Origin of the sequence: Rhodococcus sp. P1Y, assembly GCF_003641205.1 — a bacterium.
Lineage (GTDB): Bacteria > Actinomycetota > Actinomycetes > Mycobacteriales > Mycobacteriaceae > Rhodococcoides.
Genome location: NZ_CP032762.1, coordinates 2,248,748 through 2,267,897, shown reverse-complemented (window position 1 = coordinate 2,267,897; position 19,150 = coordinate 2,248,748). Strand labels below are relative to the sequence as shown.

At 63.6% G+C, this 19,150-nt stretch carries 17 protein-coding genes; 5 read left to right on the top strand and 12 right to left on the bottom strand.

Features of this window, described 5'->3' with window-relative positions; genetic code table 11:
• Position 1: 1 nt before the first annotated feature.
• The 5 genes from rpsN to D8W71_RS10570 all read left to right on the top strand — a co-directional run bounded on the left by rpsN (position 2) and on the right by D8W71_RS10570 (position 2,724).
• Complete coding sequence (rpsN, locus tag D8W71_RS10590) at positions 2 to 307, top strand: 30S ribosomal protein S14 (protein ID WP_121113306.1); 306 nt, start codon at positions 2 to 4, stop codon at positions 305 to 307.
• Positions 308 to 324: 17 nt separating this feature from the next.
• Positions 325 to 579 carry a 30S ribosomal protein S18 gene (gene rpsR, locus D8W71_RS10585; protein ID WP_008719028.1) on the top strand — a complete coding sequence of 85 codons (255 nt, stop codon included), beginning with the start codon at positions 325 to 327 and terminating at the stop codon, positions 577 to 579.
• 108 nt (positions 580 to 687) lie between these two features.
• Positions 688 to 1,611, top strand: coding sequence for an AEC family transporter (locus D8W71_RS10580; protein ID WP_121113304.1), 924 nt, complete (start codon positions 688 to 690; stop codon positions 1,609 to 1,611).
• A gap of 65 nt (positions 1,612 to 1,676) precedes the next feature.
• Positions 1,677 to 2,141: a hypothetical protein gene (locus D8W71_RS10575; RefSeq protein WP_121113302.1), complete on the top strand. Its 465-nt coding sequence runs from the start codon at positions 1,677 to 1,679 to the stop codon at positions 2,139 to 2,141.
• 13 nt (positions 2,142 to 2,154) lie between these two features.
• A complete protein-coding gene (locus D8W71_RS10570) occupies positions 2,155 to 2,724 on the top strand; it encodes a DUF1707 SHOCT-like domain-containing protein (RefSeq protein ID WP_121113298.1) in 570 nt (189 codons plus the stop codon).
• 46 nt (positions 2,725 to 2,770) lie between these two features.
• Here D8W71_RS10570 and D8W71_RS10565 read toward each other — a convergent pair whose 3' ends face one another.
• The 12 genes from D8W71_RS10565 to D8W71_RS10510 form a co-directional block, all read right to left on the bottom strand.
• Positions 2,771 to 4,720 (bottom strand): vWA domain-containing protein, encoded by a 1,950-nt coding sequence (locus D8W71_RS10565; RefSeq protein WP_121113296.1) that lies wholly within the window; start codon positions 4,718 to 4,720, stop codon positions 2,771 to 2,773.
• Positions 4,720 to 6,105 carry a sigma 54-interacting transcriptional regulator gene (locus D8W71_RS10560; RefSeq protein WP_201265313.1) on the bottom strand — a complete coding sequence of 462 codons (1,386 nt, stop codon included), beginning with the start codon at positions 6,103 to 6,105 and terminating at the stop codon, positions 4,720 to 4,722. Before D8W71_RS10560 ends, D8W71_RS10565 begins: the two co-directional genes overlap by 1 nt.
• A 98-nt stretch (positions 6,106 to 6,203) precedes the next feature.
• Positions 6,204 to 7,019: a DUF559 domain-containing protein gene (locus D8W71_RS10555; RefSeq protein WP_236077832.1), complete on the bottom strand. Its 816-nt coding sequence runs from the start codon at positions 7,017 to 7,019 to the stop codon at positions 6,204 to 6,206.
• 200 nt (positions 7,020 to 7,219) lie between these two features.
• A complete protein-coding gene (gene purH, locus D8W71_RS10550; RefSeq protein WP_121113292.1) occupies positions 7,220 to 8,770 on the bottom strand; it encodes a bifunctional phosphoribosylaminoimidazolecarboxamide formyltransferase/IMP cyclohydrolase in 1,551 nt (516 codons plus the stop codon).
• Positions 8,767 to 9,390: a phosphoribosylglycinamide formyltransferase gene (purN, locus tag D8W71_RS10545; protein ID WP_236077935.1), complete on the bottom strand. Its 624-nt coding sequence runs from the start codon at positions 9,388 to 9,390 to the stop codon at positions 8,767 to 8,769. The genes purH and purN overlap by 4 nt, the downstream gene beginning before the upstream one ends.
• A 115-nt stretch (positions 9,391 to 9,505) precedes the next feature.
• Positions 9,506 to 11,008, bottom strand: coding sequence for a cell division protein PerM (locus D8W71_RS10540; protein WP_236077831.1), 1,503 nt, complete (start codon positions 11,006 to 11,008; stop codon positions 9,506 to 9,508).
• 57 nt (positions 11,009 to 11,065) lie between these two features.
• Positions 11,066 to 12,244 carry a DUF5336 domain-containing protein gene (locus D8W71_RS10535; protein WP_121113289.1) on the bottom strand — a complete coding sequence of 393 codons (1,179 nt, stop codon included), beginning with the start codon at positions 12,242 to 12,244 and terminating at the stop codon, positions 11,066 to 11,068.
• Positions 12,245 to 12,317: 73 nt separating this feature from the next.
• A complete protein-coding gene (gene sfnG, locus D8W71_RS10530; RefSeq protein ID WP_121113287.1) occupies positions 12,318 to 13,430 on the bottom strand; it encodes a dimethylsulfone monooxygenase SfnG in 1,113 nt (370 codons plus the stop codon).
• 84 nt (positions 13,431 to 13,514) lie between these two features.
• Positions 13,515 to 14,741 carry an acyl-CoA dehydrogenase family protein gene (locus tag D8W71_RS10525; protein ID WP_236077830.1) on the bottom strand — a complete coding sequence of 409 codons (1,227 nt, stop codon included), beginning with the start codon at positions 14,739 to 14,741 and terminating at the stop codon, positions 13,515 to 13,517.
• Positions 14,742 to 14,928: 187 nt separating this feature from the next.
• Entirely contained in the window at positions 14,929 to 15,840 is a 912-nt protein-coding gene (gene sucD, locus D8W71_RS10520; protein WP_121113285.1) for a succinate--CoA ligase subunit alpha, read from the bottom strand.
• 8 nt (positions 15,841 to 15,848) lie between these two features.
• Positions 15,849 to 17,012 carry an ADP-forming succinate--CoA ligase subunit beta gene (gene sucC, locus D8W71_RS10515; protein WP_027496014.1) on the bottom strand — a complete coding sequence of 388 codons (1,164 nt, stop codon included), beginning with the start codon at positions 17,010 to 17,012 and terminating at the stop codon, positions 15,849 to 15,851.
• 146 nt (positions 17,013 to 17,158) lie between these two features.
• Positions 17,159 to 18,964, bottom strand: a complete 1,806-nt coding sequence (locus D8W71_RS10510; RefSeq protein ID WP_236077829.1) for a hypothetical protein — start codon at positions 18,962 to 18,964, stop codon at positions 17,159 to 17,161.
• Positions 18,965 to 19,150: the final 186 nt, after the last annotated feature.

Sequence of the window (19,150 nt, the reverse complement as noted above, 5' to 3'; positions counted from 1 at the left end):
CATGGCCAAGAAGTCCAAGATCGCCAAGAACGAGCAGCGCAAGGTCGTCGTCGAGCGTTGGGCAGCGCGGCGCAGCGAGCTGAAGGAGATCATCCGGAAGCCGTCGACACCCGATTCCGAGCGGGCCGAGGCCCAAGCGGCACTGCAGCGTCTACCGCGCGACGCGAGTCCGGTACGATTGCGCAATCGTGACGCTGCGGATGGACGTCCGCGCGGTCACCTGCGGAAATTTGGTCTGTCACGCGTGAAGGTGCGCGAGATGGCTCACCGTGGGGAGCTGCCAGGCGTCCACAAGTCGAGCTGGTAAGGAACAGGGAAATACAGATGGCAGTCAAGAGAGCACCGTCGAAGAAGGTCCGCGCAGAGGCAGGACGTCGACCCAAGAAGAACCCGTTGAACGCCGCCAAGGTAACCACGGTGGACTACAAGGACATCAACCTTCTTCGTCAGTTCATCTCGGACCGCGGCAAGATCCGTAGCCGCCGCGTCACCGGCCTCACCCCGCAGCAGCAGCGTCAGGTTGCTGTCGCAGTGAAGAACGCTCGTGAGATGGCACTGCTGCCGTTCACCAGCCGCTAGACCCAGCTTTTCAAGGAAAGGCCACGCACCTGGAGTGCGTGGCCTTTCTGCGTGAGCACTAGAGTTACGGGCGACCAGCCTTCCCAGAGAATCGAGACGTCCCGCTTTATGTCCGGAGTTCTCGAAGGTTTCACGGTCATCTTCATCGTCATCGCTCTCGGGTACGTGCTGGCGAAGTACAAGGTGCTGGGCGAGCACGGCCAGTTCGTGTTGAGCCGCCTCGTGTTCTTCGTCGCGACACCCGCCCTGCTCTTCGTGACGCTCGCGCAGTCGGATCTCGCGGTGATCCTCTCTCCGATCCTCGTGGTTGCAGGCGTCACGGCCCTCGTCGTCGGCGCGATCTACTTCCTCATCGCCAAGTTTCTACTGAAACGAGACGTCCCCGAGGCAACCATCGGTGGACTTGCGTCCTCGTACGTCAACGCCGCCAACCTCGGTATCCCCATCGCGGTTTTCGTGCTCGGCGACGCCAACTTCGTCGCACCCCTGCTGCTGTTTCAGATCATGGTCTATTCGCCGCTTGCGCTGACGATCCTCGATCTGTCGACGATGCGCGAGAAGGCATCCATTCGCAACATCGTGATCACGCCGTTCAAGAATCCGATCGTGCTTGCAGGCGCCGCAGGGCTGTTGCTCTCGATCACCGGCATCGAACTGCCCGAGTCGATCATGCAGCCGTTCGACCTAGTCGGCGGCGCCGCGGTCCCGGGCGCACTGCTCGCCTTCGGCCTGTCGCTCTACGGTGCGCGGGTCCTGCAGAAGGGACCGAGTCCGCGTCGCGACGTGCTCATTGCTTCGACGCTCAAGATGGTCCTGCAGCCGATTCTCGGATTCCTCATGGCGCTGGCGATGGGCCTGGAGGGTCACGAGCTTTTCGCCATCACAGTCATTTCTGCGCTTCCGACCGCACAGAACGTGTTCGTCTTCGCCAATCGCTACAACCGAGGCGTGGTGATGGCACGAGACACAGCCTTCGTCACGACGATCATCTCGATCCCGGTGATTGCGATCATTACTGCACTGCTTGCCTGATGCAGCCGGACGTTTTCTTGGGCTGCCCAAAGGTTCTCCTCAGCTCACACGGTTACCTTGGAGGAATGAGGTTTCTGGCTGCAGGAGTTCTGCTGTGCTTCCTGCTGGTCGGCTGCGGTAGCGAGATGGCCGACAGTAGTGAGTCTGTAGAAACCACCGAAACTACCGCCCCCGCTGACATGATGCACAACCCGAGCGCACCGCCGGTGCCCGTCGAAGTTCCGGTCGGTGAAGTGGGGACGATGTTCGAGTCCACGCCGACGCTGGTACGCGCGGCACCGACCCCGTTCGAATCGTGGAGTCAGATCTCCCCCAACACCATCGCCATCCACTTCGTCACCGGCACACCCGAGTGCTACGGCGCGCACGTCGACGTCACCGAGTCCGCCACCGAGGTGGTCGTCGCGCTGCGCACCGGCACCTTGCCGGAGGCTGCGGACAAGGCGTGCATCATGGTCGCCGTCTACGGAACGATGCAGATGACGCTTCAGTCACCGCTCGGAGACCGAGCCATAGTCAACGCCGCCTAGTAGCCTGACTCGGGTGAGCGATCAGCTACCCGAACAGCACAGGGCGAACATCCGAGCCGCCGACGCCGACCGCAACCTCGTCGCCAAACTCCTCAGCGACGCGCTCGCCGACGGACAGCTGAGCGTGAGCGAGTACGACGAACGCACCACAGCCGCCTACAAGGCCAAGACGTACGGCGAACTCGACCTGTTGACCACGGACCTCGCGTTGTCACCGCCGACCGGAATCGACGATTCGCCCGGCCGCGTCGGGAACGATCGCGCGATCGCGATCATGAGCGGCTTCACTCGCAAGGGCGAATGGACTGTCGCCCCGCGTATCGACGCAATCGCATTCTGGGGCGGCGGTGAAATCGACCTATGCCAGGCACATTTCTCCGCTCCCGTGGTGACGATCAACTGCGTTGCGATCATGGGCGGCATTGAGATCACGGTGCCGTCGAACATCGCCGTTGAGGTGCGCGGCGCCGGCATCATGGGCGGCTTCGATCATCTGAGTCAGACCGGAGCGCCCGGAGCGCCGCGCGTCATTGTCACCGGTTTCGCGTTCTGGGGCGGAGTCGGAATCAAGGTGAAGAAGTAACCTCAGTGGTGCGGATAAGTGCCCCAAGCTGCACTTGACCGCACCACTAGCCTTTGCGACGACGCTTCAGATAATCGGTCACCACTGCAGCACCGAGACCGTCGAGATCCGGTGCAATGACGCGGCCGCCCACTCTCTCCGCCATTCGATCCACGACCCTCGCAAGACCCGGGTCGTCCCCCAGCCGGAAAATGGTCACCTGCGCACCGAGTTTCGCGATGGTGTCGAGCTCTCTCACCGTCAACCCCAACGTGCGTGCCGACGGCGGATAGTCGAAGTACGCGTGCCCGTCGGGTTCGAGATGAGCCGTCGGTTCGCCGTCGGTCACGATCAGCACCACAGGTTGCGCATTGGGGTGCCGACGCAGGTGCCGTGCTGCCAGCAGCAGGGCATGATGCAGGTTGGTGCCCTGATCGTAGGCTCCGTCCAGTCCTGCCAATTCCGACGCGGTCAGTTTCTGCGCATGGCGTCCGAACCCGATCAGCTGCAGATCATCGCCTCGAAACCTGGTACTGACAAGGTGATTGAGCGCCAATGCCGTGCGCTTCATCGGCACCCATCTACCGTCCATCACCATCGAGAACGACGTGTCGACGAGCAGAGCAACCGCCGCCTGCGTGCGCGTTTCGGTCTCGCTGATCTCGACGTCGGTGACCTGTAGCTGAACCGGGAACGCTCCCCCGCTCGCCGCTGTCCTGAGCACTGCGTTGTTGACAGTTCTCGTCACGTCCCACGGCTCGGTGTCACCGAACTCCCATGCACGCGACGCACCCGTCGGCTCCCCCATCGCGCCGGCCTTGCGTGTGTCTCTCTCGCCCCCGCGTCGGGAAATCTTGCCCGCCACGTCCTTGAGCGCAGACTGACCGAGCTGACGCATCGCCTTGGGCGACAGACGCCATTGACCGTCAGCGCCCTTGTCCATGAAACCCTGCTGTTCCAGAGCCTTTTCGAGCTCGGACAGCATTCGGGCGTCGGCTGCCGCTTCGGGACCGAGTTGCTTGAGCAGAGCCTCGGCGTCGATGTCGTCGAGAGCGGCGCCGTTGTACTGCTGCGACAGCTGATTTCCCAGGTTCTCCAGATCCGCGATGTCCTGCAGAGCGCCGGTGCCATCGCCGAGACCCATTCCGTTCTCGCCGCGGAAGTTCTGCGACCCGTCCCAATCCTCGCCGGGCCTGGCCTGCTGGAGGTTCTGATCGAGCTGATCCAACTGACTCAGCAAGTTAGAATCCCCGAACGCCTGCTGCGCCAACGCATCCAGCTCTGCGCGCTGTTCCGGGCTCAGAGAATTTCTGAGACGCTGCGCTGCTGCTGCTCGTTGGGCAAGCGAGTCGAGGAGCTCGTCCACATTCTGCGGGTTCTCGGGGAAATGCTGGCCGTGCTTGGACATGAACTCGGCAAAGTCCTGCTCGGTGTCCGCGCCTTGGTTGTGCTTGGCAAGAAGCTCGTTCAGGTCCTTCAGCATCTCGCTGATGGCCTGACGGTCCTCGTCCGTCGCATTCTCGAGCGCGTTCTTCATCCCCGCGAACCGCTGATCGAGCATTTCGCGTCCGAGCAGATCCTTGATCTTCTCGTAATTCTCGCGCGCCTCGGACGAGCGCCAGTCGTAATCGGCGAGCTCCTGTACAGCCTGCGCAGTGGACGGCGACAAGTCACCGATCTGCATTTCCTGGAACCTGGCGTCGTCGTCGAGAGCGCGAGCGAGGGTCTTGCGCTCCTCGAGAACGGCCTTGTCGAGCAGCTCACGAACCTCCTGCAAGGTTCCGTCGAGATTGTTCTTGCGCAATAGATCTCGCCGACGACGGTTGGCGTCGGCAGCGAGCTCGTCGAGACCCCTCATGTTCTGCGTTCCGCGCCTGAGCATTTCCTGTAGCGCACGACGCGGAGAAGCTCCCTCGAGCACATCGTTGCCGATGGATTCGAGGGCTTCCCTCAGGTCGACCGGCGGCGCCAGCGGATCGGGACCGTCGTGGTACCGCCCGTATCTACTGGCAGGCATCAGCTGTACACCGTCTGGCCGTCGTCATCCGGATCCTTCGAGATTCGACGCGCGAGGTACAGACCTTCGAGTGCGAGTTCGGTCGCAGCGGCTTTCTCGCCGTCGGAGGTTGCCTCCAACCGGTCGTCGACCTCCTGCAGCACTACCAGGTCGGGCAGCTCGCCGATGAGTGTCTTGGCAGCGATCCGATCGCCCGTCACCACGGGCTCTCCCTGCTCGATCGCGGTGACCAGGGGCGCCAGGTTGATCCCACCGAGGCGATCGCGGACGGTATCCGCGGTGGCACGCCTCAGCAAGTGCTCGAGGACCTCGGTTTCGCGGCCCTCCTCGCCCGATTCGAATTCCACCTTGCCTCGGAGTACCTCGATGATGGTTCCGAGATCCACCGGCCTGGCCACCGCTTCGGCCTCACCGAGCACGGCAGCGCGGTGAACTGCTGCGGCAGCAATGGTTTCCGCCGCTGCGATCGCGAATCGAGCGGAGACACCCGATCGCTGGTCCACCGACGGAGATTCACGTAGCAGCCGCGTGAATCGCGCCAGCACCTCGAGCAGGTACGACGGCACGTTCGCCGGGAGGTTTGCCTCCTGCTCGATCACCGAAATCTCGTCGGCGAGCGCGTGTGGGTAGTGCGTGCGGATCTCGGCGCCGAACCGGTCCTTGAGCGGGGTGATGATGCGCCCGCGGTTGGTGTAGTCCTCAGGGTTCGCGCTGGCTACGAGTACGACGTCCAGTGGTAGTCGCAACGTGTAACCGCGGACCTGAATGTCACGTTCTTCCATGACGTTGAGCAGGGAAACCTGGATACGTTCAGCAAGGTCGGGCAACTCGTTGATAGCGACGATGCCGCGATGACTGCGCGGAACCAGGCCGAAGTGGATGGTCTCGGGATCGCCGAGGCTTCGACCTTCGGCGACCTTCACCGGATCGACATCGCCGACGAGGTCCGCCACCGACGTGTCCGGAGTAGCCAGCTTCTCGGCGTATCTGGCGTCGCGATGACGCCACGAAATGGGCAGCTGATCCCCGAGTTCCTTCGCCCGCCTGATACTTGCAGGCGTGATGGGGTCGTACGGATGTTCGCCGAGTTCGGAGCCCTCGATGACCGGGGACCACTCGTCGAGCAGCAGGTTGAGTGTGCGGAGAAGACGCGTCTTGCCCTGACCACGTTCGCCGAGCAGAACGACGTCGTGACCGGCAAGAATCGCACGTTCGAATTGTGGGAGCACGGTCTTGTCGAAGCCGAGAATCCCCGGCCACGCGTCTCGGCCCTCGCGGAGCGCGTCGAGCAGATTCTCCCGGAGTTCGTCTTTGACCGAACGCTGCACGTGTCCGGATGCGCGCAGTTCGCCGACGGTGGTGATGCCAGGTTGGGTAGAGGTCACTTCACCAAGCTACGAGCGTTCGCACGTTTGTGCACCCCCGCCCGATTTGTACTTGTGCAGACGGACTCCGGCGTGGCGTCTGCACAAGTACAAACTCCTCAGACCGGAGCGCCAGCTGCCCGCAACTTCTGCCGAACACGCTCGACCACTTCGCCTGGTCTGGCTCGCAACTGCTCGGAATTGACGCGCACCACCAGCCAGCCTGCGCGTTCGAGCCTCTCGTATCTCTCGATGTCCCACGTGCGCTGTTTCTCGGACGTCCAGTGCTGGACGCCGTCGTACTCCACGACAACCTTCCACTCCGGCCACCCCATATCGCAGCGAGCGAACACTCGCCCGCTGGCGTCGGCAACGCGGATCTGAGTTGTGGGGCGAGGCAAACCCGCGTCGATCAAGAGCAACCGGGTCTTCGTCTCCTGAGGCGACTCGGCGCCTGGGTCGACCAACTCCAGCACTCCTTGCGCGGCGACGCCTCCTCGAACTCCAATGGAGCGCTCAGCCAAAGACAGCGCACCCTTGGCCGAGCCACCGGTCGCGCGGGCAAGGGAGTCGAGGATTTGAAGCGCTTTCAGCCTCGGCAACTGTCGAGCAAGATCGAACATCGTCCGCGGCACCGACGTCGCCAGCACTCCGCCCACCATCACGGTATCTGCGGCGAGCACTTTGTCGAACCTGATACGAAGGCCGCTCAGTTGTCGAGTCCGTGCCGGCCAGATCAACTCGGCCAGTTCATCAGGGTCAATCCACTTCGCACCGTGTAGCGCCGCCGCAGACAATCCGCACGACACCGCGCCGCTACCAGCCAACGTGTGCGACGCATGTGCACGAACCACCGCGTCCACCACGACGTTCTTTCTGATGTACACGTCACGATGCAGGCGATCGAAATCGTGAGCGAGCCGATGTCGGGTCACGTGGCCGGCGCCTATGGCCCGGGAACCCCTGAACGGCATGTCGAAGTGCACTTGAACACGATTGCACCGCCAAGCACCCTGAGAAGTGGCGAAACCGAATCTGTGGATAGCCGGAAAAGTTATCCACAGACTGCGAATTTGTAGTTATGCAGCCAAAAGCGCGGTAAACGGCTGCATAACTACAAATTCGAAGGTAAGGATCAGTGCGCGAAGTGACGCGAACCTGTGAGGTAGAGAGTGACACCCGCGTCCTGAGCGGCTGCGATGACCTCGTTGTCGCGGACGGATCCGCCAGGCTGAACGACGGCCTTGACGCCGGCGTTGAGCAGTACCTGTAAACCGTCGGGGAACGGGAAGAATGCGTCCGAGGACGCTACCGACCCCTCGACACGATCACCCGCACGCTGGACTGCGAGATGCGCGGCGTCGACGCGGTTGACCTGGCCCATGCCGACACCGACGGATGCGCCGTCCTTGGCAAGCAGAATGGCGTTCGACTTGACGGCTCGACCTGCGCGCCAAGCGAATTCGAGATCCTTCAACGTCTGCTCGTCCGCTTTCTCGCCCGCGGCGAGGGTCCAGTTCGCTGGATTGTCTCCGTCGGCATCGATCGCATCGCGCTGCTGCAGCAACGTGCCACCGGAGATCGGCTTGAGCTCGATCCCCGTCGCGGACGGCGGAGTTGCCAGAAGTACACGAACGTTCTTCTTGCGCTGCAGAACTCCGAGTGCACCGTCCGCGTACGACGGGGCGACGATCACCTCGGTGAAGATTTCGGCCACCTGCTCGGCCATCTCGACGGTGACCTCACGGTTGGCCGCGATGACGCCGCCGTACGCACTGACCGGATCGCACGCATGCGCCTTGCGGTGCGCTTCGGCGATATCCGCCCCCACTGCGATGCCACAGGGGTTGGCGTGCTTGATGATCGCGACGGTCGGGGCATCGTGATCGAACGCTGCGCGCCAGGCAGCGTCGGCATCGGTGAAGTTGTTGTAGGACATCTCTTTACCGTGCAACTGCTCCGCCTGCGCGATGCCGTCAGCAGACGGCGACTTGTACAGCGCCGCAGCCTGGTGCGGGTTCTCGCCGTAGCGGAGGACAGCCGAGCGCTCCCAGGTTCCGCCGATCCACGCCGGGAACTGCTCGTCGGAATCCACGAGCACACTGCTCATCCACGACGCCACAGCGACATCGTAGGCGGCCGTATGCTGAAAAGCCTGTGCTGCAAGAGAAATGCGCTCAGAAAGGGTGAACCCACCGCCTGCGACAGCCTCCAGAACCTCGGAGTAACGCGCCGGATCGACGACCACCGCGACAGACGGGTGATTTTTCGCTGCGGCGCGCACCATCGAGGGTCCACCGATGTCGATCTGCTCGACGCATTCGTCGGGCGTCGCACCGCTGGCGACGGTGTCGGTGAACGGATAGAGGTTGACCACCACGAGCTCGAAGGCCTCGATACCGAGTTCCTCCAGCTGCGAAAGGTGTTCGGGCCGACGGGTATCGGCCAGAACACCCGCATGCACTCGCGGGTGAAGGGTCTTGACACGACCGTCGAGCGTTTCGGGGAAGCCGGTGAGCTCCTCGACCTTGGTGACCGGGATTCCTGCGTCGGCGATCTTCGATGCCGTCGATCCGGTGGAGACCAGAGCCACTCCAGCGTTGTGCAGGCCGGTGGCGAGCTCGATCAATCCGGTCTTGTCATAGACGCTGACCAGCGCGCGGCGCACAGCTTTACGTTCACTCATGGTTGAATCTGAGCCTTTCGTCCATCGGAGACAACACCTCGGGTAGCCACAGCGGCAATGACGTCGACCAGCAGTCGGCGTTCCACGGTCTTGATTCGTTCGTGCAGGGTGCTCTGGTCGTCGTCGGCCAGTACCGGCACAGCTTCCTGAGCGAGGATCGGTCCGGTGTCGACGCCTTCGTCGACGAGATGGACCGTCGAACCGGTCAGTTTGACGCCGTATGCGAGTGCGTCCGCAACGGCATGAGCTCCTGGGAACGACGGGAGCAGAGCAGGGTGAGTATTGACGATTCGTCCGGCGAAAGCGGAGAGGAAGCGTCCGCCGAGAATCTTCATGAAACCAGCCGTCACGACGAGGTCGGGGCGATGGGCGACGACCCGATCGGTCAAGGCCGCATCCCATTCGTCCCGATCGGCATGATCGCGCAGTCCGACGCGGAAGTGCTCGATACCTGCAGCGTGTGCGTGACGGGCTGCGTCGCAGTCGCGATCGACGCCGACAGCGACGATGCGCGCCGGATACGAACTCTCCCCGGCAGCCGCGATGAGCGCCTGCAACAGCGACCCCGTACCGGATGCGAGGACAACAACCCGAGCGGGTGTCTCACGCGAGGCAGTCAGCGCACTTCTCCTGAAATATCGGGACGGATCGCCCGTCGGGGCCGAACCTGGGGCCAGCAAGCAGACTAGTCGCTGCCCCCCACGACCTTCTCAAGCAGGTCCGTTTCGACCCCGGTCAGCCCTTGGAGCTCTCGTCTGTCTGGGTCACTCCGCCGGCTGCGCTCTCGTCCCCCTGGGTCACTCCGCCGGGCTCGTCGTCTGACGGGGGGTCCACGACTTCGGCATCGACGACATCCACGATCTCGGCATCGGCCTCCGCGCTCACCACCGGAGCATCCGTCGCCGAATCGTCGACGCCTGGCTCCTCGACCACCTCGGCCTCGACGGCACGGTCTTCGTGGACGACACCCTCACGTTCGACGGACTGCTGTTCGACGGGTTGGGCGATGGCCGCTACGGGTTCGAAACGGACGGGGTCGGTTTCGTCGACCGCCTGCTTCGAGCCGCCCCGCCATGCCGTCACCGCGGCAGCGACGGATCCGACGACGGCGACCAGGGCGAATACCAGGAGGCCGAGCGACCACACCGTCACCTGAACAGTCCCGAAGGTCCCGAGAGCGCCCCCGGCTGCGAAACCGAGAATCAACGCCGTCACGCCGAGGACCGCGGAACCGAGCCAGACCGAGGACAGTGCGTAGTGCACGTCGACGGTCCTGCGCGCGCAGTCACGGCCGAGGAACACGCCTGCCGCGACAGGCACGATCAGCATCGCCATCCAGACCGTCTGTGCCGGACCCTCAGGGAGAACGGACAGAATCGGCAGCGGAGGGACGGGGCCGCCCGCCGTGCGAAACAGGCTGACCGACACGTCGCCTACGTGCGCCGAGGACCCGACAGCGACGGCGAGGGAGCCGAGAATCACGTTGGGAAGATAGAGAACAGACAGGACGGTAAGGCCGAGGAAGCCGACGAAGCCGTTTCCTGCGTCGAGCAGCATCTCCAGCGTCGACCACGAGGCAACCATCGCGACGAGGACGATTGCCGCGCTGCCTGCCACCAGTACCGACGCAGCGCGGACCGTCGGAGCAGCGAGTTCTCGGATCCACGTCGGCACTCGTCGGGACACGGGCTCGAGGTTCCACGCGCCGTAGACGAGCCCGGCGGCAGCGGAGATCGCGTGCACACCAGCAACCCACGCGAACGCCAGCAAGGCGTGTGGACTTTGTAAGCCGATCGCCGCCGAGGCATCCGCGGCGACCGCAAGAGCCACGGCCGTCACGACCAACGGGCCGAGCACAGCGGCGCCGAGGGTCCACCCGGCTTCACGACGGGTGGTCGACTCGCTCACTGTTCGCGCGACCCCACGCGCGACAGCCACCGCCAACACCAAGGTAGGCAACAACGGGAACACACCGAGAGACGTGCCCGCGATACTCAGCGGAACCTGATGGATGGCAAACCACAGACCCGCGATCGCGCCGAACGTGCCGGTCAGTTCGCTGTTGACCGACACCAGAGTCACCAGAACTACCGTCGCAATGATTGCGATAAAGATTCCGGGGATTCGGAAGGCGACGCCGACCAACGTTCGGGACTCGGCGGGCGACAGGATCGGTCGACGCTGCGGCGGACGGGTCGTGCGTCGGCCGCGTCTTTCCTGGTTCAGTACGGCGCTCATCGGCTACGAGCGTTTCATCAACCGGCGAACCCTTCCATCAGGCGCGCCGAGTAGGCCTCACTTCTTGTCGTCGTCCGAGGGTGTTTGTCCGAACGCCTGTGTCGGAGCGCTGTACGGAGGAGTGTCGCCTTCCGACTCTTCCGACTCGGGCGGAACCGCGTGCTGGGGCGCGCCGTAGCCGGCAGACCCGACCGGAGGCTGCCCGTAGTGCGGCTGGCTGTACGGCGAGTTCTGGCTCGCCGGGCCAGTCAAACCACCCTGCGGCGCGTCCGGCTTGGAGGTCCCGACGGGGTAGCCCAGGCTTCCCGTCGTGTTCTGGTTGGGCTGGCCCTGCGACGGACCGGTGTATGCAGGCGGTACATAGCCCTGATTCTGGGGCGCCTGGTTCTGGGACGCTTGATTCTGCGACGGCTGACTCGGGGACGGCTGACCGTACTGTTGCTGGCCGTAGCCTGCGTAGTTCGGGTTTTGCTGACCGTAGCCGGCGGCCTGCTGACCGAAGGCACCGCCGAAGTTCTGCTGGCCGTACGTTGTGGGCTTCGGCTGCGGGGCCTTGAGAACTCCCGCGTCGAACAGCGTGGCTGCAACAGCGAGCACCGACTGTACGAACCCGAGGACCAGCACCACGAACGCGCCTGTACCCAGTTCGATCGACGTGCCGACGGGTCCCGCGTCGCCGGTGTTGAACGACTGGAAAACCAGAACCAGCCATCCGGCCACCGATAGGGCCGCCGCGATACCGATCGTGTTCGTCTGCTTGGGCAGTAATCCGAAAGCGGCGACCAACCCACCGGCCAGTAGCAGCGCAATGGACGTCGGATCGCCGGCCTGGACGAAGAAGAAGTTGACGACGTCTCCGAAGAACTCGAACTGACCAGCGAGACCGACCAGGAAGTTGACGACACCGAGTACAACGACCACGAGCGTCAGAATTCTAGGAAGCTGCGTAGGCCTGTCCGAGGCGAGCGGAGGGTTGTACGGCTGCCCACTCGGCGACGAAGAGCCAGGCTGATTCACCCCGAACTGAGCCTGTTGCGCCGGTCCGCCGTACGACGGTGAGGTCTGACCGTAACCGGAGTATCCCGGAGCCGCAGACCTGGCGTTGTCCGGAGAATAACCAGCGCCGTAGCCGCTCGTCCCGGCCTCGGGAGGCCGAGCGCCCTCAGGCGAGTACGGGTTGCCATAACCGCCGGAATCGGGCCCCGACGGACGCGGGCCTTCTGGTGAAAAGGTCATGACACACTCCTGGTAGCAATGAGATCGGGTCCGCAGACCACGCTAGTCTACGGACCCGACTCGTTGTCTTGGCTCAGACAGCGTCGACCAATTCAGTCGCGGACTCCAACTCTCGTACGAGCGGCAGCACCTTTGCGCCGAAGTACTCGATCTCCTCCTGGAAATGCAGGAAACCGCCCAGAATCAGATCGACGCCGCGCTTGCGGTACTCGACGATGCGGTGTGCAATCTGCTCGGGAGTACCGATCAGCTGGCTCTTGAATCCGTCGTTGTACTGAACGAGGTCTTCGAACGACGAATCGGCCCACATGCCCTTTCCGTCCTTGGTGGACGACCCCGCCTGTTGGACAGCACCCTTGAATCCCTCGACCGCAGGCTTGTTGGCCTTCTCGATGATCTCTCGGAGGGTGTCCTTGGCCTCCTTCTCGGTATCGCGGGCAATGATGAAGCCGTTGAGACCGAACTTGACCTCACGCTGATTTTCCCGAGCGACGCGCCTGATGTTGTCCAATTGCTCCGTGACGCCGTCGTAGTCCTTGCCGTTGCTGAAGTACCAGTCCGAGTAACGTCCCGCGTTCTCCTGTGCCGCAGACGAATTGCCGCCCTGGAAGAGTTCGGGATTGGGCCGATCGGGTGTGTTGAGCGGCTTCGGCTTCAAGGTGAAATCGTGGATCCGATAGAAGTCGCCGCGGAAGTCGACGTCGTCCTCGGTCCAGATCTTTCGAAGCACCTGAAGGAATTCGGCGCTGCGCCGGTATCTTTCGTCGTGCTCGAGCCACGGCTCACCGAGGTGGGTGAACTCGTCCTTGAACCAGCCGCTCACGACGTTCACCGCGAACCGGCCATTCGACAGATGGTCGGCCGTAGCACCGAGTTTGGCCAGCACTGCCGGTTGCCACAGCCCGGGGTGCACTGCCGCAATGACTTTCAACCGCTCGGTTGCCAGAAGCAACGCAAGACTGAAGCTGGTGGACTCGTGCTGGAACTCGGCACCGTAGCTGGCCTCGTACCGCACCTGACTGAGCGCGTACTCGAATCCGTTGTTCTCGGCCGTCTGCGCGAGCTTCTTGTTGTACTCGTAGTCCCAGCTGGTGCGCTGTTCGATATCACTGGTGACCAACCCGCCACTGACATTGGGAACCCAGTAGGCGAATTTAATTGCGTCGGCGATTTTTTCGGTGCTCATCGTTCTCCTTGTGTGGCTACGCCTCCCGTGCGTGCGTAGTTACGTCGGGACGTAACTACGCACGCACGGGAGGTAAAAGCGCGGTTACGAATACCAGGTCGGTTCGGGAAGTTCCCCGGTCAAGACCCAACGCCCGACCTCACGACGCTTGTAGGCGACGGGATCGTGCAGGGTGTGGGTGCGCACGTTGCGCCAGAAGCGGTCGAAGCCGTACTTACTCGCTGTTGCACGAGCACCCAACGCTTCGAACACCGTCGAGGTGATTTCCAGTGACACCTCGGTGGCACGAGCCTTCACAGCGGCGACTCTAACCTCGTGGTCACCGCGGTCCTCGGCCGTCACGTCCCACGCGTTGTCGTGAATCTTCTGCCCCTCCAACGCAACAGCATCAGCCAGTGCCTCGACGGCCCACAACTTGGAGGTCAAATCGCCGTAGACGTCGATGATGTACGGCTCGTCGACAGCCTTGTCGACCGTGCTGTGCAGCCAGGCCCGAGTCTTGTCCTTGGTGTACGACGCCGCCTCTTCCAGCGCGCCCCGCGCGATACCGAGGTAGAAGTTGACGAACACCAACTGAATGGTCGGCACATTGAGGGTGTTGTACACCCGCGGCTGAAATTGCTTGTCGACGAATCCGGCTGCACTCGCCCAGTCGACACGCACCTTGTCGATGGTGACGCTTCCGCTCTCGGTCTGGCGGAGACCGATGTTGTCCCAGTCGTCGTGGAACGTCAGACCCTCGATGTTCGACGGCACGATGGCGAAGACATGAGCATCACTGCCGGTCAGTGCGCCTTCGAGAACCGTTACGTCGGACACGCGGCTTCCCGTCGAGAAGGACTTGGCGCCGTCGAACACGATCGTGTCGCCCTCGTCGGTGACGGCTACGTCGTTGTCACGCGGGTTGACCGCGCCTCCGAAGAACCACTTGTTCGTCGTCGCATCGGCTTCGACGGCCTGGATCTGCTCCTTCGTACCGACGAGACGGGCAGCCCAGAACCACAGCAGGTGGTAGCCGAGCAGCTGTCCGATCGATCCGTCGGCTGCAGCGACGCGACGGATTACCTGGTAGGCCGTCGGCCAGTCCTGACCTGCTCCGCCGTGCTCGACCGGCCCCAAAAGGGTTACCAGGCCCGAGTCTTTGAGCAACTGCACCTCATCGTGCGGTGCGGCGTTGCCCTTGTCACGGGCGACGGCGTCGACAGCCAGCAGCTGCGCCACCTCACCTGCACGGGCGATCCAACCTTCGGCGGACGTCGGCGCATCGGGCCAGTCCTTGGTCAATGCTGAGCGGTTCTCGGTCGTAGTCATGAGAGCCAGTGAATCTGTTACGCGGAGTAATGAACACCTTTCGCCTCACGATGATTCTGAGAACTTCCGGCCGCATCGCTTGATTGGTCCATCCATACGATCTGGTAGCTACCGGGGTCCATTCAAGCGAAGCCAGGGCACGAAAAAGCCCGCCACTCCTCGAGTGACGGGCCTTTTGCGGGAGTACTTACTTGACCGAAAGCGATTCCAGGATCTCGCGAGCCAGAGCAGCGGTCTCGGACGGCGTCTTGCCGACCTTGACGCCTGCGGCCTCGAGAGCGTCCTTCTTCGCCTGAGCCGTTCCGAGCGAGCCGGAGACGATGGCGCCTGCGTGGCCCATGGTCTTGCCCTCGGGAGCGGTGAAGCCTGCGACGTAGCCGACAACCGGCTTGGTCACGTTGGCCTTGATGTAGTCGGCTGCGCGCTCTTCTGCGTCGCCGCCGATTTCACCGATCATGACGATGACCTTGGTCTCGGGATCGTTCTCGAACGCCTCGATGGCGTCGATGTGCGTCGTACCGACGACCGGGTCTCCGCCGATGCCGATGGCCGTCGAGAAGCCGAAGTCGCGGAGCTCGAACATCATCTGGTAGGTCAGCGTGCCGGACTTGGAGACCAAGCCGATGGGGCCGGTTCCCGAGATGTTGGCAGGCGTGATGCCGACGAGAGCTTCACCGGGGGTGATGATTCCGGGGCAGTTCGGGCCGATGATGCGGGTCTTCTTGCCCTTCTCCACGTTGTAGGCCCACGCGTACGCGGAGTCCTGCACGGGGATGCCTTCGGTGATGACGACGAGCAGCGGGATCTCCGCGTCGATCGCCTCGACGATGGCGTCCTTCGAGAATGCAGGCGGCACGAACGCGATGGAGACGTCGGCGCCGGTCTTTTCCATTGCTTCTGCGACCGAAGCGAAGACGGGGAGCTCGATGTCGTTGCCGTCGGCGTCGACGTGCTTGACCGTGGTTCCGGCCTTGCGTGCGTTGACGCCGCCGACGACCTGCGTTCCGGCCTTGAGCATCAGGGCGGTGTGCTTGGTGCCTTCGCCGCCGGTGATGCCCTGGACGATGACCTTGTTGTCCTTGTTCAGAAAGATAGACATGGTTTCCTCTACTTCGCTGCCAGCTCGGCGGCCTTGTCGGCGCCCTCGTCCATGGTTCCGGCGAGCGTCACCAGCGGGTGCGCGGCGTCGGCGAGAATCTTGCGGCCCTCTTCGACCTTGTTGCCGTCGAGACGGACAACCAACGGCTTGTTTGCGTCGTCGCCAAGCTTCTTCAGTGCGCCGACAATGCCGTTGGCAACGGCGTCGCACGCGGTGATTCCACCGAAGACGTTGACGAACACGCTCTTGACCTGCTCGTCGCCGAGAATGACGTCGAGGCCTGCTGCCATGACCTCAGCCGAGGCGCCGCCGCCGATGTCGAGGAAGTTGGCAGGCTTGACGCCACCGTGAGCCTCGCCCGCGTAGGCGACGACATCGAGCGTGGACATGACGAGTCCGGCGCCGTTGCCGATGATGCCGACCTGTCCGTCGAGCTTGACGTAGTTGAGGTCGTTCTCCTTGGCCTTCGCCTCGAGGGGATCAGCTGCATCCTTGTCCTCGAATTCGGCGTGGCCCGGCTGACGGAAGTCTGCGTTGGCGTCGAGCGTGACCTTGCCGTCGAGGGCGAGGATCTGATCGTCCGGGGTGCGAACCAGCGGGTTGACCTCGACCAGGAGAGCGTCTTCGTTGATGAAGACCTCCCACAGCTTCTGGATGGTCACCGCAGCGGCGTCGAGCACCTCGGCGGGAAGCTTGCCCTTTTCGGCGATTTCACGAGCAAAAGCAAGGTCGACGCCCTTGACAGCGTCGACCGGGATACGTGCGAGTGCGTCGGGGTTTTCCTCCGCCGTCACCTCGATTTCGACTCCACCCTCGACCGAACACATCGCGAGGTAAGTGCGGTTGGTGCGGTCGAGCAGGAAGGAGATGTAGTACTCCTCGGCGATGTCGGAGGCTTCTGCAACGAGAAGCTTCTTGACGACGTGGCCCTTGATGTCGAGTCCGAGAATCGCTTCTGCGTTCTCGGTGGCTGCTGCGACGTCCTTGGAGTACTTGACGCCACCGGCCTTGCCGCGGCCGCCGACCTTGACCTGCGCCTTGACCATTACTGGCTTGCCGATTTCTTCGGCAATCTGTGTTGCTCCGGCGACCGTGTCGGTGACACGACCGGCGGAGGTGGGTACGCCATGCTTGGCGAACAATTCCTTCGCCTGGTATTCGAAGAGATCCATCAGCTCACCGTCTCGTCTACGTTGACGCCCGCTCCAGGGGTGTGAGCGGGTCTGATGATCGACTTTATCCAGGTGCCCCGCGGCCGCATCGGGCGCATGGATGGTATGTGGTCTATCTCACCGGACCGCGGCGTGTGTCCTACGCCTCACTGCGAGCGGCGACGCGCCGAAAGTATCGCCGCCACAGCGAGAATGACGGCTCCGAGCGCTCCGGCCGCCACACCAGGCCCAACCGAAGGGTCGAGCGCGCGCCCTTGCGTCAGCGGCCAGCCGAGCAGATAGATCACCACAGCGACCACGCATCCGGCGAGCAGCGCCGCTCCCCGTGCCGGACGCGAACGCGCGGCCACGACGACGGAAATCAGCACGGTCACGGCCAGCACTGCTTGGCCCCAGGCGTCCCACCCCAGCGGGAACTCCGCGAACGACGCGGCGGACACGTCGGCGCCTCGGTACAGGGGCAACCCGAGTCCGACTGCGGAGACCAGGCCACCGATCGAGGCGACCCATGCCAGGGGCCGGTCGACAACCGGGTCGGAGGTATCGACGTCGTCCCGTTCTGCACTGCCCGCGACCAGGACCGCGAGGCCGCAGACCGCCGCTGCAGCTGCCCCGACTCCGATCGCGAACCCACCGATGCCGACCCCGATTCCGTCGATGTCGGTGGCCAGAACGAGCGACTGCAGAACACCCGATGACGCCATCAATGCAGCCACCGAAATGACGCCGAGGGCGGGGCGGACAACAGCGGCGAACAAGGAGAAGAACAGCGGTACGGACGCGATCACCAGCACGAACGCTGCGATCGCCACCGTACGAGTCGCCAGAATGCGCGGATCAGGGAGTCCTGTAGGGAGCTCGAGAATCGGTAGCAGTGCACCCGCACCGAGCGCGAGCGCTGCCACGACGCCGCAGGCCCCTGCCAGAACGTGCCACCTCATGAAATGAACGGCATCCGACGATCGACCCCGCGTTGGTCCCTCGACGCCGCCTCGACGATCACGGACGGCTGAAACCGGGAGACCAAGAATCCCGACCATGACGAGCACGGCCCCGGACACCGCGCCGACCCACGCTCCCGTCGAGACATCGATGCCGGCCCCGGACGCCGCCCCAGCAACGACCCTCGACCCGAAGAGGCCGAACACTCCAGCACCGACCCCCACCACCGCGGCCGACGCCACGGCTGGAGAGATCGAGGCGAGCGCCGCGGTGACGACGACCAGGACACTCAGCGCGACCAATCCCGATCCGATCGCGATGGTCAGAGGCGATTCGACGACAGCTGGGACCAGGACGATCGAATCCGACGAGATGTAAGGAGGTGCGAACATCGCCGCGGCCGCCGCCAGCGCAGCGACGACTGCGATGACGGACAGGAAGCCGCCGAATCGGACGGCAGATGCTCGACCGGTCAGGTCGGCGCGTGGTGAGTGGCCGTACCCGTCCTCGAACGAGGCTCGCCCGATCGCGACGAGACCGAGGATGCCGCCGACGACGGCTGCACCGTGCGCACCGAGCAGGACGTACGCGCCGATCGCGGGGTCGAGGGCTTCGGCCGTGGTCGGCCGAAACAGTTCGAGGCGGTTGGCGTCGATCGGCGAATCGACGAGACCGAGATCCAGCATCACCTGACCGACCGACACGGCGCCGTAACCGGCCGTGAGCGCTCCGGCCAAGGCCGGGCGAGCGAAGACCGTGAGGACCGCCAACAGAGCTACAGAAGCGAACGGGCCCACTGCAACGATCGCCGCGAGTACGACGCCAGGGCCCGGGTCGCCGCCGTCCGTGGACGAAGCCGTATCGAGGCCGAGGGCAGCGCACGCCGCCACTGCGGACAAGAGGGTCACCATCGTTGCCGCAAGAGCAGCAGGACGGGCGCTCTTGCCGTCTTCGAAACGACCCTCGATCGAGCGAGGAGGGACTTTGCCTACTTGCGATGGAGACGCCACGTCTGACGACGCTATCGTTCTCACGCCCATCCGCAGAGCATCACGCGCCGAATAGGAGATGCCGAGCGTCGCTGTAACGATGCGTTGCAATGCCGAGGTTTCAGCACAAGTGTCGGGGGTAGTCGAGACCTGTTGGAGATCACAGGCGATCTCAGCAAAAGCCCTGCTCGGCTTGTGAGCCATCTC

What these genes read in the sequence shown, in the direction of transcription:
- rpsN (WP_121113306.1), top strand. Translation starts at nt 2, where the DNA reads ATGGCCAAGAAGTCCAAGATCGCCAAGAACGAGCAGCGCAAGGTCGTC.
- rpsR (WP_008719028.1), top strand. Translation starts at nt 325, where the DNA reads ATGGCAGTCAAGAGAGCACCGTCGAAGAAGGTCCGCGCAGAGGCAGGA.
- D8W71_RS10580 (WP_121113304.1), top strand. Translation starts at nt 688, where the DNA reads ATGTCCGGAGTTCTCGAAGGTTTCACGGTCATCTTCATCGTCATCGCT.
- D8W71_RS10575 (WP_121113302.1), top strand. Translation starts at nt 1,677, where the DNA reads ATGAGGTTTCTGGCTGCAGGAGTTCTGCTGTGCTTCCTGCTGGTCGGC.
- D8W71_RS10565 (WP_121113296.1), bottom strand. Translation starts at nt 4,720, where the DNA reads ATGCCTGCCAGTAGATACGGGCGGTACCACGACGGTCCCGATCCGCTG.
- purH (WP_121113292.1), bottom strand. Translation starts at nt 8,770, where the DNA reads ATGAGTGAACGTAAAGCTGTGCGCCGCGCGCTGGTCAGCGTCTATGAC.
- D8W71_RS10540 (WP_236077831.1), bottom strand. Translation starts at nt 11,008, where the DNA reads ATGAGCGCCGTACTGAACCAGGAAAGACGCGGCCGACGCACGACCCGT.
- D8W71_RS10535 (WP_121113289.1), bottom strand. Translation starts at nt 12,244, where the DNA reads ATGACCTTTTCACCAGAAGGCCCGCGTCCGTCGGGGCCCGATTCCGGC.
- sfnG (WP_121113287.1), bottom strand. Translation starts at nt 13,430, where the DNA reads ATGAGCACCGAAAAAATCGCCGACGCAATTAAATTCGCCTACTGGGTT.
- D8W71_RS10525 (WP_236077830.1), bottom strand. Translation starts at nt 14,741, where the DNA reads ATGACTACGACCGAGAACCGCTCAGCATTGACCAAGGACTGGCCCGAT.
- sucD (WP_121113285.1), bottom strand. Translation starts at nt 15,840, where the DNA reads ATGTCTATCTTTCTGAACAAGGACAACAAGGTCATCGTCCAGGGCATC.
- sucC (WP_027496014.1), bottom strand. Translation starts at nt 17,012, where the DNA reads ATGGATCTCTTCGAATACCAGGCGAAGGAATTGTTCGCCAAGCATGGC.